This window comes from Hafnia paralvei (assembly GCF_020150375.1).
Taxonomy (GTDB): domain Bacteria; phylum Pseudomonadota; class Gammaproteobacteria; order Enterobacterales; family Enterobacteriaceae; genus Hafnia; species Hafnia paralvei.
In genome coordinates this window covers 2,590,666-2,603,420 of record NZ_CP083737.1, presented here as the reverse complement: position 1 = coordinate 2,603,420, position 12,755 = coordinate 2,590,666, and the positions used below count along the sequence as shown (strand labels likewise).

The following is a 12,755-nucleotide window of genomic DNA, read 5'->3' as shown; positions in this document are numbered from 1 at the left end:
GCGGCCGTAACTGATTGAAAGTATAGTATACGTTGACGTCTGTGAAGGCGACATTAGAGGTTGCTCAATGAGCGAAAAGTTACAGAAAGTTCTTGCTAATGCGGGTCATGGTTCACGCCGCGAAATCGAAGCCATGATCAAAGAAGGCCGTGTCAGCGTTGATGGTAAATTAGCAACGCTTGGTGACCGTGTTGAGGTTACTCCGGCGATGAAAATTCGTGTCGACGGACGCGTTGTTTCTATCCGTGAATCCACCGAATCTGTTTGCCGCGTTTTGGCTTATTACAAGCCAGAAGGCGAATTGTGTACCCGTCGCGATCCAGAAGGTCGTCCAACGGTGTTTGATCGTCTGCCGAAGCTGCGCGGTTCTCGCTGGATCGCGGTAGGCCGTTTGGATATCAATACGTCAGGTTTATTGCTGTTCACCACCGATGGTGAATTGGCAAACCGTTTGATGCACCCAAGCCGTGAAGTTGAACGCGAATATGCGGTTCGTGTTTTTGGTCAGGTTGACGATGAGAAAATTCGCCAACTGAGCCGTGGCGTACAGTTGGAAGACGGTCCCGCGTCATTTAAAACCATCAGTTTCCAAGGTGGAGAAGGGATTAACCAATGGTACAACGTGACGTTGACAGAAGGGCGTAACCGTGAAGTTCGTCGTCTGTGGGAAGCCGTTGGCGTTCAGGTTAGCCGTTTGATCCGCGTACGTTATGGTGATTTACCTCTGCCTAAAGGTTTGCCGCGTGGCGGCTGGGCTGAACTGCCACTAAACGATATCAACTATCTGCGTGAATTGGTTGAATTGGATGCCGAGACGGTGAGTAAATTGCCGGTCGAGCGTGAGCGTCGCCGTATGAAAGCAAACCAGATCCGTCGTGCAGTCAAGCGTCATGGTCAAGGCGGGAGCGCAGCAGCGGCTGCACCTAACCGCCGTTCTGGTTCTGCTAATAAAGGAACTTCTTCAACCCGAGGTTCTGCTGCCAATAAAGGCACGTCAAACAGGGGCGCTAAGCGCGGCTAATTATATCGTTTAGTCTTTTGATGTCATCGAAACCGCAGCGTTGATTCGCTGCGGTTTTTTTATATCTGGCATCTGTCTAGAGACTGGTATTAATATAGATGACAATCAGAGAGTTAATACTCACGTTTTTGCTTTCGACTACATGGACTGACTTGCAACAATGAAACTATTTCTCGCCACATTGCAGTTTATGACCCGCATCCCCGTCCCCGCTCGCTGGACAGATAATCTAGACATGAATGACTACGCCAAGGGCGTGGTGTATTTCCCATTTGTGGGGCTGATCGTAGGGCTGCTGAGTGCGCTGGCCTTTGCTGTGATTTTACCGGTCTATGGCCCTTTACTGGCGGCGGTAGCGGCGGTGTTGGCGACGACGCTGGTGACTGGTGCCTTTCATCTCGACGGTTTAGCGGATACCTGCGACGGAATTTTCTCTGCGCGTCCACGTGAACGCATCCTTGAGATCATGCGCGATAGCCGCATTGGTTCAAATGGCGCGTTGGCGCTAATCTTTGTCATTGTGGCTCGTATATTGATTATCTATCAGCTCACGCAAACGGGGCATAACGTCTATACCTTGCTGGTGGCTGCTCCGGCGCTGAGCCGCGCCTTACTGCCGGTGTTAATGTATCAGCAGAAGTATGCGCGCGAAAATGGTATGGGAAATCTGTATATCGGTAAAATTGGTGGACAACACTATGTTATTGCGTTGGTTATTGGTTTACTGATGACGCTCGGGTTTGCCAACTGGCACGGCGGACTAGCGGCGATCATCACCTATTTGTTTGCCTTACTCTATCGTGGCTTTATCAATAAGCGCATTGGTGGACAAACCGGTGATACTCTCGGTGCAGGCAATGAGCTATTTGGCTTAGTATTCTTGTTCGCCGTTATCTGAGTATTGCTGGGGTTAAACTGGGTCTAAGGAGCAGGGATGGAGCTATATCTGGTACGTCATGGTCAGACTCAGGCTAATCTTGATGGAGTTTACTGCGGTAGTAGCGATCTTGCTCTAACCTCGTTGGGCGAACAACAGGCTAAAGCCGTTGAGGCTCAGCTGGCTTCACTGTCATTTGATGCCGTCTATACCAGTCGTTTACAACGTACTCAGCAAACTGCGCGCCATATCCTCGGCGCCGATGCTGAGTTCGTACCGCATGCCGGTCTTGACGAGATGGCATTTGGTGAGTGGGAACTGCGCCACCATCGAGAGTTGCAGGAAAAAGACGCAGAAAACTATGCAGCATGGTGTGCCGACTGGCAACGAACCGTTCCACCGGGAGGTGAGGGGTTTCGCGATTTCTCGGCGCGCGTACGCCATGCGCTGGCGGAAATTCAGCAACGACATGCAAAACAGCGGGTGCTGATCGTCGCGCATCAAGGCGTGTTATCGCTGATCTGTACTCAGTTGCTGCAACTTGAAGCGCGCGCAATGTGGCATTTTCGTATTGAACAGGGCTGCCATAGTCGTATTGACTACCGCGATGGTTTTAGCGTGATTTATTGTTTAAACAATAGTGGAAAGGCGTCGAGTTAAATAGCCAATAGATACAAAAAGGAGGCCGCACATGCCGGCCTCTTTCTACCGGTTTACCAGTCGATTCCTTTCTGTGCTTTTATTCCAGACTCAAACGCGTGTTTTACCGGACGGACTTCGCTGACCGTATCGGCAAGCGCTTCCAGCTCGCGGTGGCAGCCTCTGCCGGTAATAATCACGGATTGATGCGCAGGACGCTGCTGCAACGCTGTCAGCACCTCCTCTAGCTCGATATAACCGTAGCTGACCATATAGGTCAGTTCATCCATGACTACCAAATCTAGTGTTTCATCCTTGAGCATTCGCTTCCCATGCTCCCATACAGCCACAGCAGCCGCGGTATCAGTTTCTTTGTTTTGCGTTTCCCAAGTAAAACCGGTAGCCATCACTTGAAACTCAACGCCGTGAGGTTCCAGTAAATTACGTTCGCCGTTTTCCCATGTGCCTTTAATAAACTGAATAACGCCAGCGCGATGTCCGTGTCCTACCGCACGTGCCACGGTGCCAAACGCCGCCGTGCTTTTGCCTTTGCCGTTGCCGGTGAAAATCATCACGATACCGCGAGTTTCTTGTGCGGCGGCAATGCGGGCATCCACTTTTGCTTTAATACGCTGTTGTCGCTGCTGGTGACGATCTTCAGACATGTTATCTCCTAACCCACTAATGTATGGCAATGCTGCGGTTTTGTAGTCAAAAAGGGTGCGGCGAATAGGTTATTCGGCAGGCCCCGGTTTTCGCCCCGGCTGGGCATCAAAACTCATACCGGTTTTGCGGCGGCTATCATTGCCCATGAGATAGAGATAGAGCGGCATAATATCTGCAGGCGTTTTTAACTTGTGTGGATCTTCATCTGGGAACGCCGAAGCGCGCATACTGGTTCGGGTACCGCCTGGATTAATGCAGTTTACCCGTAGATGGGTATTTTTATATTCGTCGGCCAAAACCTGCATCATGCCTTCGGTAGCAAATTTTGAAATAGCATAAGCCCCCCATCCCGCGCGTCCGGTTCTGCCAACGCTTGAGCTAGTGAAAATCAGTGAGGCTGACGGCGATTTCAACAGCAAAGGCAACACGGCCTGAGTTAGCAGGAGTGAGGCATTAACATTGACCTGCATCACATCGCAGAACTCTTGGTAATCTTGTTCTGCCAGCGGGTTGATGGTGCCTAGCAGACCGGCGTTATTGAGTACGCCATCTAGGTGCGGATAGGCCGCAGCGAGCTCATCAGCAAGTTTTTGATAATCTGCGGGCGCGGCCGTTAATAGATCAAACTCCACGGTTGCGGCAGGCACTAAACCGAGCTGGTGGATCTCCTGCTTAACTGCCTGCAGCTTACTTAACGTCCTGCCTAATAAGATGAGTTGAGCCCCATGACGGGCATAGGTGAGCGCCGCCTCTCGGCCAATCCCATCACCTGCGCCGGTAACGAGAATAATACGATTATGTAAGAGTTCAGGCTGGGGCTGATAGTGCATATTGTAATTCCTCACTCCGCGCCATATTGGGGTATAAATTGTTTATATACTGTAACGAATCTGCGACGATCTTGGACTATTGCAAGGCGTATGGTCAATGGTATTGTTCCTAGAGCAAGCATTACGTGCTGAATTTACAGGGTGTTTACGTTTAAGGTACTTGAAAATAGCGTACCTGCCAGTATGTTACATACTGAAAAAGCGTATTGCGGCTTAAGAGAATTTATCTCTCATCACGGTCGGCAGTGCGGATGGTTTAGTTTTAGTACTCAAACAAGGCGGTGAATGTGGAATGGTTATCCTTGTATGGCCTATTTTTGGCGAAGGTGATGACCTTTGTGATCGCAATCGGTGCGCTGATAGTGTTGTTTGTCAGCCTGCGACATAAAAAGGGAGCGAGCCGCGGTGAGTTGCAGCTAACAGACTTGGGTGAGCAGTATCGCGATATGCAGCGTAGCATGCAGGAAGCGCGGATGGACGATAGCTCGCTGAAAGCATGGTATAAGTTGCAGAAAAAGCAGGATAAAGAAAAAGCCAAACAGCGTAAGGCAGAAGCTAAGCAGGGGATTGCGGCTAAAGAAAAGCCTTGCCTTTATGTGCTCGATTTCAAAGGCAGCATGGATGCTCACGAAGTGAGTTCTTTGCGCGAAGAGATTAGCGCAGTCCTTGCGGTGGCTAAACAGGGCGATGAAGTATTATTGCGTCTTGAAAGCCCGGGCGGTGTCGTGCATGGCTATGGTTTAGCGGCATCCCAACTACAGCGTCTGCGTCAAGCTGGAGTTAGACTGACCGTTGCCGTAGACAAAGTCGCGGCCAGCGGTGGCTATATGATGGCGTGTGTTGCCGATCGCATCGTGGCTGCGCCTTTTGCCATCATTGGATCAATTGGCGTTGTGGCACAAATCCCAAACTTCAATCGCTGGCTGAAGAAAAATGATATCGATGTAGAACTGCATACCGCTGGCGAATTTAAGCGAACGCTCACGCTCTTAGGTGAAAATACCGAGCAGGGGCGGGAGAAATTCCGCGAAGAGTTGAATGAAACACACGCGTTATTTAAATCATTTGTTAGCCAACAGCGTCCTTCTCTGGATATTGATTCGGTAGCTACCGGCGAGCACTGGTATGGCATCCAAGCCAAAGATAAAGGTTTGGTGGATTCCGTTGGTACCAGCGATGATTTGCTGATTGCTGAGATGGAAAACCATGATGTGATCGGGGTGCGTTATACCCGTCGCAAACGCATGATGGAGCGCTTTACCAATAGCGCAGCAGAGAGTGCCGACCGCCTTATGCTCCGCTGGTGGCAGCGTAGTCAACGCCACGACATTTGATTTTCAATGCGATAAATCGAGAAATGAAAATGCCCCTTTATATGGGGCATTTTTTTGGAAAAATATCCTGAATGATTAATTAATCTTCTAAATGATATTTTTCTGATAATACGTGCGCGAGATGTTTAAACATATTAAACACGGCCGTTGTTTTGCGAGTTGGAATTCCATCCTCATCTAAGAAAAACTCACCGCGGAATACTAACACGTCGCCTTTTTGCTCGACTTCGGTCGCTTCCATACCCTGCATATAATCTTCGTGCTCTTTAATGATTTGGTTTGCTTCAGCCAGTAGAGCTTCACGTTTGATTGGGGTTGTTTCACCGAACATTTTTCGTTCTCCAACAAATGACGTTGTCTATTAATAAACCTGCCTAATATAGTACTGCGGACATGAGGGGTATCGCAAACTATCACCGCATTTTGATCTCTGTTTTGGCTGATAATTGGTAAAAAGCTCCATTCCGTGCTAATTAAGTTGCGTGATGTTCTCAATCGGGTAGAGTGAGGGCTTTTCTAGCCTTTGGCGGAGCGAATCATCGTTATGTTGAATAAAAGTTCCGCATGTCAGAGGGTTGCGAAATTGCTCATCCTACTTTAAGGGATGCAAATTGCAGCGGTGTTGAGCAGTTAAGCGCGATTTTTGAAAAAATGGCTTGATCTCAGCGCGGTCTGCCGCAATATAAAAAAGAATTTTATCAATCGCTACGGTAACGGCGAACAAAGGCTTCTGGAGACAGAAGGATTCATTCAGGTAAAGGTAATTATGGGTAAAGCTCTCGTAATAGTTGAGTCCCCGGCAAAAGCCAAAACGATAAATAAGTATCTGGGTAACGACTACGTGGTTAAATCCAGCGTTGGTCATATCCGCGATTTGCCGACTAGTGGTTCAGCCAGTAAAAAGGGCGCAGCCTCCGCCGAAAATAAAGCGAAGCCTAAAGTTAAAAAAAATGAGCGCGAAGCGCTGGTTAATCGTATGGGCGTTGATCCTTATCACGGATGGAAAGCGCACTACGAAATACTTCCAGGTAAAGAAAAGGTTGTTGCTGAGTTAAAAACATTGGCGGAAAAAGCCGACCATATCTATCTCGCAACCGACCTTGACCGCGAAGGGGAAGCTATCGCGTGGCATTTGCGTGAGGTGATTGGCGGTGACGAAAGTCGCTATAGCCGCGTGGTATTTAACGAAATCACTAAGAACGCGATCCAACAGGCATTTAATAAACCGGGCGAGCTGAATATCGACCGCGTTAATGCACAGCAGGCGCGTCGCTTTATGGACCGTGTTGTTGGCTACATGGTTTCTCCACTGCTGTGGAAGAAAATCGCACGTGGCTTGTCTGCAGGGCGAGTGCAGTCTGTCGCGGTTCGTTTAGTGGTCGATCGTGAACGTGAAATCAAAGCGTTTGTTCCTGAAGAGTATTGGGAACTGCGTGCTGACTTGAACGATAAGAATGCAGTTGCCTTGCAGATGCAGGTGACTCATCACAACGATAAGCCATTCAAACCGGTCAACGGTGAGCAGACTCAAACTGCAGTCAAGGCACTGGAAAAAGCGCGTTATACGGTGTTGGATCGTGAAGATAAACCGACCAGCAGCAAGCCTTCTGCGCCGTTTATCACTTCTACGTTGCAGCAGGCTGCCAGTACGCGTCTGGGCTTCGGTGTGAAGAAAACCATGATGATGGCTCAGCGTCTGTATGAAGCGGGTCATATCACCTATATGCGTACCGACTCGACAAATCTGAGTCAGGATGCAGTGAACATGGTTCGCGAGTATATCGGGGAAAATTTCGGCGAGAAGTATATGCCGAAAGAGCCGAATACCTACGCCAGCAAAGACAACTCTCAGGAAGCGCATGAAGCCATTCGTCCTTCGGATGTGAACGTGCTGTCTGAGCAGTTAAAAGATATGGAAGCTGATGCGCAGAAGTTGTATCAGCTGATTTGGCGCCAGTTTGTTTCTTGCCAGATGACGCCTGCAAAATATGATTCCACCACGATTTCAGTGAAAGCGGGTGATTATACGCTGAAGGCAAAAGGGCGTACTTTGCGCTTTGATGGTTGGACTAAAGTTCTTCCGCAGTTGCGTAAAGGTGATGAAGATCGCACGCTGCCGTTCGTGGAAGTTGGCAGTGATTTAACGCTGCAACAACTGCTGCCAAGCCAACATTTTACCAAGCCGCCAGCGCGTTTTAGCGAAGCGTCTTTGGTTAAAGAGTTGGAGAAGCGTGGCATTGGACGTCCATCAACCTATGCGGCGATTATTTCAACCATTCAGGATCGTGGCTACGTGCGTGTTGATAACCGTCGTTTCTACGCTGAAAAAATGGGGGAGATCGTCACCGATCGTTTGGAAGAGAACTTCCGCGAGTTGATGAACTACGATTTCACCGCTCATATGGAAGATGGACTGGATCAGGTCGCGAATGCGAAAGAAGATTGGAAAAACGTGCTAGACGGTTTCTTCCAAGATTTTAGCAAGCAGCTTTCCGTGGCTGAAAAAGATCCCGAAGACGGCGGTATGCGCCCGAATCAAATGGTTCTGACCAGTATTGCTTGTCCGACCTGTGGACGCCAGATGGGGATTCGCACGGCAAGTACCGGTGTGTTCCTCGGCTGTTCCGGCTATGCGCTGCCGCCGAAAGAGCGCTGCAAGACCACCATTAATCTCGTTCCTGAGGCTGAAGTACTGAACGTGTTGGAAGGCGATGATGCCGAGACCAACGCACTACGTGCTAAGCGTCGCTGTGCGAAGTGCGGCACGGCGATGGATAGCTACCTCATTGACAACCAGCGTAAGCTGCATGTCTGTGGTAACAATCCGGCCTGCGACGGCTACGAGATTGAAGAGGGCGAGTTCCGCATCAAGGGCTATGACGGTCCGATCGTGGAGTGTGAAAAATGTGGTTCTGAGATGCACCTGAAGATGGGGCGTTTTGGTAAGTACATGGCTTGTACCAATGACGAGTGCAAGAACACCCGTAAAATCTTGCGTAACGGCGACGTTGCACCACCGAAGGAAGATCCGGTTCCTTTACCTGAACTTCCGTGTGAAAAGTCTGACGCTTACTTTGTTTTGCGAGATGGGGCTGCTGGCGTGTTCTTAGCGGCGAATACTTTCCCTAAATCGCGTGAAACTCGTGCGCCATTGGTGGAAGAATTGGCCCGTTTTAAAGATCGCTTGCCTGAAAAGTTAAGCTATCTTGCAGATGCACCGCAAAAAGATCCTGAAGGTAATAAGACAATGGTGCGTTTCAGTCGTAAGACAAAACAGCAATATGTCTCTTCAGAGAAAGATGGAAAGGCGACGGGCTGGACTGCATTTTTTGTTGACGGAAAATGGGTCGAAACTAAGAAATAAGCTGTCGATTTTTTTCATTGGAATCACATCAAAACCGGTCAGAATGCTGACCGGTTTTTTTATGCGAAAATACTCAAAATGGCGCAAAATAGATCGCTAATAAATGAATAAGTATTCACTTTTTGATCGCATGCCTGTTGCTCTATCCTGCGAATGGGGAGGGAGCTGAATGTAAGTCGATTTTAATAGATTCCATAAATAATTCGTTATGATCTTGTTACCAGACCTATACAGATCGACGCAAAATGATATAGTGGTTATATAAAAGCAATTTAAATGATTGTTGAGTTATTAACCTTGCGGTCAATGTAGGGTAAAACGGGTTTAAATCGGCACAGAAAGCCCTTGGCTGAAGTGTTGGCCTATTTGCCAAGGGTGCCCCTATCCAGACTGCCATCGCGTCAAGTTTTAACCTAGGATGGTAATTAACCATGAAATTGCAGCAGCTTCGTTACATTGTGGAAGTTGTGAACCACAATCTGAATGTGTCTTCGACAGCAGAAGGGCTATACACCTCCCAGCCAGGCATCAGTAAGCAAGTCCGTATGTTGGAAGATGAACTGGGCATCCAGATTTTTTCTCGTAGCGGAAAGCATCTGACTCAGGTTACTCCTGCGGGGCAGGAGATTATCCGTATTGCTCGTGAAGTACTGTCCAAAGTGGATGCAATTAAAGCTGTAGCGGGTGAACATACCTACCCTGATAAAGGTTCACTGTATGTGGCGACGACGCACACACAGGCACGCTATGCATTACCGCCGGTGATTAAAGGATTCATAGAGCGTTATCCGCGCGTTTCTCTGCATATGCATCAAGGCTCGCCAACGCAGATTGCTGAAGCGGTTTCCAAGGGTAATGCCGATTTCGCTATCGCGACAGAAGCGCTGCATCTTTATGATGATTTGATCATGCTGCCTTGCTATCACTGGAATCGTGCGGTCGTTGTGAAGCCCGATCATCCGTTAGCAGGGAAAGCCTCGATTACTATCGAAGAGCTGGCAGAATACCCGATAGTTACTTATACCTTTGGTTTTACAGGTCGTTCTGAATTGGATACCGCATTTAATCGTGCGGGTTTGACGCCTAAGATTGTTTTCACTGCTACCGATGCGGATGTGATTAAAACCTACGTGCGCTTAGGTTTAGGTGTTGGGGTCATTGCGAATATGGCTGTCGATCCTGTGCAGGATCCCGATTTAGTGACCGTTGATACCAGCGATATCTTTACCTATAGCACGACGAAGATTGGATTCCGCCGTAGTACTTTCTTGCGCAGCTATATGTATGACTTCATTCAGCGCTTTGCGCCACATCTCACTCGAGATGTTGTAGATACAGCAGTGGCGCTGCGCTCTAATGAAGAGATTGAAGCGATGTTCAAAGATATCAAGCTGCCGATAAAGTAAGTGTTTTCTGATGAGAGAAGGAGCCAAAGGCTCCTTTTTTAATGGAGTATTATTTAAAGAAAATTCTTAATTAGAATTGCCAACGCATCCATGTGAATAAAACATTTCCGTTATTGTAGGTTCCAGGGATATATGTCGTTTGCACAGAGAAACGGTTGTATTCAATGGAAACCAAAGGCAGGACAATTGGTATCGGAATATAGGAATAATCATCACGGGCGGTAATACTTGCGGTGTAGCCCGCACCGAAACGCCAACCATCACGATCGCCTGGTATCCACATCCACTCAAAGCCGTAACCTACAATGGGCTCTATTTTGTTATGAGAATCTTTAAATGCCATGGCATAGAGAGAATGCCAGTTGTCATTTTCATCGTAACGATAGACGCCAAAGCCCGCGCCCCATGGACGTTCGTTGTACTTATCTGTTTTCTCTTTGTCATACATGGCGCGGTTATGCCAAGTATTAAGAGGCACGTAAAGCTCGTAGTTGTCTGCATCCCAAGTTTGCTTTACTTGGTCGGTGAATGTCCCCCAAAAACCTTTGCTTTGCGATGATGGTGCGGGGGAGGCCTGTGTTTTATTTGTTGTCGATGGTTCCTGAGCCAAAACGGCAAAGGATGCCAATAGAGATAGACAACCGATATAAGAACGGCCTGATTTTACTAGATTCATTATTATTCTCAGCGACATCAGTTATTGACTTGGATAAATCTGTACAGAGAGGCCCGATAAGAAGTTTACGCTATAGCGTGATTTTATAATTGTTTAAAAATTATATCATAAGATTACACATTTTATTGAATGAACGATAAACGATATTAAATTACAGAATTTCCCTAATAGCGATAAGAGAGGAATGAGACTCTCACAGACAGAAGGGACTTTTGGTAGCTTAATGGTATTATCTGCTGCGTTGTGAAGAAAAAACTTTGACTACAGGATGTTAGCAAGTTAACTAATTCTTCTTATCGCTTCGAAGACGTGAAGTAAGAAGTCAAATAGGCTGAATTGGGAGATAAAAAATTATATCAATCGTGTGATACAGGCAAAAATGTAACAATTTTTTAGCAAATTCTGATTTTGCGGAGGTGGCAAGTTGTCCGTCTTCACATTATGCGAAACATATTCCATTTAAGTACTTATTATTAGTTATTTTCATCGTTAGAACAGGTGACTCCTCTGTCAGAATAGCGTAAAAAGGTAGTGACGGAGGAGATGGAGAACGGCATAAATCGGTGCACAAATAAGCGTTTTCATGCAGCAGAAAATTCTGCGAGTGGCAACTCTTTTTGGCACAAATTAGCTTAGTTTTCCGCCGACCGTTTTATTTCTGTGCGACGTGTCGTTCACTGGATAAAAATGGCTTGCCATTGAATACGTAGTGTGTGATAACGCATCTGGGTAAAACGAGGTACAGTTCTGTATATGTGTGGCATTTTCAGTAAAGAAGTTCTGAGTAAAGACCATAGCGTTGACTACCACTTCTCTGCCGATTCTTATCTTAGTGCCTCAAGCAGTAACGACTCTAGTTTGTCTATCTAACGCCCTAGGGCGGTTTAAACAATCCAAAGGAAATACTCAAGATGGCTAAGATCAAAGGTCAAGTAAAGTGGTTCAACGAAGCTAAAGGTTTCGGTTTCATCACCCCGGCTGACGGTAGCAAAGACGTGTTCGTACACTTCTCTGCAATCCAGGGTAACGGTTTCAAAACTCTGGCTGAAGGTCAGCACGTTGAGTTTGAAATCCAAGATGGCCAGAAAGGCCCATCTGCAGTTAACGTAACTGCAATCTAAGGCAGCGTCAGCTGTTAAAAACCCGCTTTATGCGGGTTTTTTTATGCCTAAAATCTCACAAAATACGATTAGGGCAAGATGATCAGGCCCGAGTATTGATTGCGCCCCTTAATCCCCGGATGTTCAGGTTCTTTTTCTCTGCGGTGCGCGTTACGGCGAAAACTGGTGTAACGGAAATAGTTTTTCGCTTCGGGCTGATTCTCAGGCGTACAGATCGTGCACTCAGATTGATTCTCAACGTTTGCGAATCCAAGCCCGTTCAGTTTGGCTTGCGCAATAGACACCAGGTCTAAATGGCGAAAGCGGGGTGAAATCAGCGAGGGGTCATAAGGTAATTCCTGCTGGAATCGTTCCACCAAAGTCTCGTCCACCTCATAACAGCATGTGCCCGCGCTGGGACCGATTGCTGCAACCCAGTTTGCCACGTCGTCGTCTTGCGCAATACGCGCCGCAACCTGCTCTAAAACGCCGTCTAATAGCCCACGCCAGCCCGCATGAGCAACGGCGATGGCGGAGCCATCTTTGTGGCTGAAAATCACAGGCAAGCAGTCTGCGGTAAGAATCGTCAGCAATATATCGGGCTCTCGCGTATAAAGCGCATCGCACTCTCCGCATTGTTGAGCTGGAGTGACAACGTCCACGACTCGAATGCCGTGCACCTGTTTTTTCTCTGGCATTGAAGCGCGAAACGGTACCAGAGCGCTTGGCATCAGCGCTGTTTTATGCCCAAACCCATATCGGATGGCAGCGATGTCCTCTAACCGTGGATTCTCCATAGGTGTCCTTAACACATGGGTAAATACTGTGCTTTCAGCTTAGGG

13 protein-coding genes are annotated in these 12,755 nt (G+C 47.8%); 8 read left to right on the top strand and 5 right to left on the bottom strand.

Features of this window, described 5'->3' with window-relative positions; all coding sequences use genetic code 11:
• Positions 1–67: 67 nt before the first annotated feature.
• The 3 genes from rluB (at position 68) to K9N75_RS12330 (ending at position 2,558) form a co-directional block, all read left to right on the top strand.
• Positions 68–1,021 carry a 23S rRNA pseudouridine(2605) synthase RluB gene (gene rluB, locus K9N75_RS12340; RefSeq protein ID WP_008813648.1) on the top strand — a complete coding sequence of 318 codons (954 nt, stop codon included), beginning with the start codon at positions 68–70 and terminating at the stop codon, positions 1,019–1,021.
• A 160-nt stretch (positions 1,022–1,181) separates the two neighbouring features.
• Entirely contained in the window at positions 1,182–1,919 is a 738-nt protein-coding gene (gene cobS, locus K9N75_RS12335; protein WP_008813647.1) for an adenosylcobinamide-GDP ribazoletransferase, read from the top strand.
• A gap of 36 nt (positions 1,920–1,955) precedes the next feature.
• Positions 1,956–2,558, top strand: coding sequence for an adenosylcobalamin/alpha-ribazole phosphatase (locus tag K9N75_RS12330; protein WP_185922162.1), 603 nt, complete (start codon positions 1,956–1,958; stop codon positions 2,556–2,558).
• 53 nt (positions 2,559–2,611) lie between these two features.
• On the opposite strand, the gene cobO is transcribed toward K9N75_RS12330, so the two are convergent.
• Together cobO and K9N75_RS12320 are read right to left on the bottom strand one after the other, a co-directional pair.
• Positions 2,612–3,202, bottom strand: coding sequence for a cob(I)yrinic acid a,c-diamide adenosyltransferase (gene cobO, locus K9N75_RS12325; RefSeq protein WP_224451677.1), 591 nt, complete (start codon positions 3,200–3,202; stop codon positions 2,612–2,614).
• Between the two features lie 69 nt (positions 3,203–3,271).
• Positions 3,272–4,033, bottom strand: a complete 762-nt coding sequence (locus K9N75_RS12320) for a YciK family oxidoreductase (protein ID WP_224451676.1) — start codon at positions 4,031–4,033, stop codon at positions 3,272–3,274.
• Positions 4,034–4,320: 287 nt separating this feature from the next.
• Here K9N75_RS12320 and sohB point away from each other — a divergent pair, with 287 nt between their 5' ends.
• On the top strand, positions 4,321–5,367 hold the full coding sequence (sohB, locus tag K9N75_RS12315) for a protease SohB (RefSeq protein ID WP_039186541.1): 1,047 nt from the start codon (positions 4,321–4,323) through the stop codon (positions 5,365–5,367).
• A 79-nt stretch (positions 5,368–5,446) separates the two neighbouring features.
• Here the strand turns inward: sohB and K9N75_RS12310 are convergent, their stop codons facing one another.
• Positions 5,447–5,698, bottom strand: a complete 252-nt coding sequence (locus K9N75_RS12310; protein WP_004094879.1) for a YciN family protein — start codon at positions 5,696–5,698, stop codon at positions 5,447–5,449.
• Between the two features lie 435 nt (positions 5,699–6,133).
• Here K9N75_RS12310 and topA point away from each other — a divergent pair, with 435 nt between their 5' ends.
• Entirely contained in the window at positions 6,134–8,731 is a 2,598-nt protein-coding gene (gene topA / locus K9N75_RS12305) for a type I DNA topoisomerase (RefSeq protein ID WP_008813642.1), read from the top strand.
• Between the two features lie 431 nt (positions 8,732–9,162).
• On the top strand, positions 9,163–10,137 hold the full coding sequence (gene cysB / locus K9N75_RS12300) for an HTH-type transcriptional regulator CysB (protein WP_166713251.1): 975 nt from the start codon (positions 9,163–9,165) through the stop codon (positions 10,135–10,137).
• A gap of 70 nt (positions 10,138–10,207) precedes the next feature.
• Here cysB and pagP read toward each other — a convergent pair whose 3' ends face one another.
• Positions 10,208–10,813 (bottom strand): lipid IV(A) palmitoyltransferase PagP, encoded by a 606-nt coding sequence (gene pagP / locus K9N75_RS12295; protein ID WP_008813641.1) that lies wholly within the window; start codon positions 10,811–10,813, stop codon positions 10,208–10,210.
• A gap of 753 nt (positions 10,814–11,566) precedes the next feature.
• Here pagP and K9N75_RS12290 point away from each other — a divergent pair.
• Positions 11,567–11,683 carry a DUF2627 domain-containing protein gene (locus K9N75_RS12290; protein ID WP_071603098.1) on the top strand — a complete coding sequence of 39 codons (117 nt, stop codon included), beginning with the start codon at positions 11,567–11,569 and terminating at the stop codon, positions 11,681–11,683.
• A gap of 41 nt (positions 11,684–11,724) precedes the next feature.
• Positions 11,725–11,934, top strand: a complete 210-nt coding sequence (gene cspE, locus K9N75_RS12285; RefSeq protein ID WP_004094893.1) for a transcription antiterminator/RNA stability regulator CspE — start codon at positions 11,725–11,727, stop codon at positions 11,932–11,934.
• A 68-nt stretch (positions 11,935–12,002) separates the two neighbouring features.
• On the opposite strand, the gene K9N75_RS12280 is transcribed toward cspE, so the two are convergent.
• A complete protein-coding gene (locus K9N75_RS12280) occupies positions 12,003–12,710 on the bottom strand; it encodes a purine nucleoside phosphorylase YfiH/LACC1 family protein (RefSeq protein WP_224451669.1) in 708 nt (235 codons plus the stop codon).
• Between the last annotated feature and the right edge of the window lie 45 nt (positions 12,711–12,755).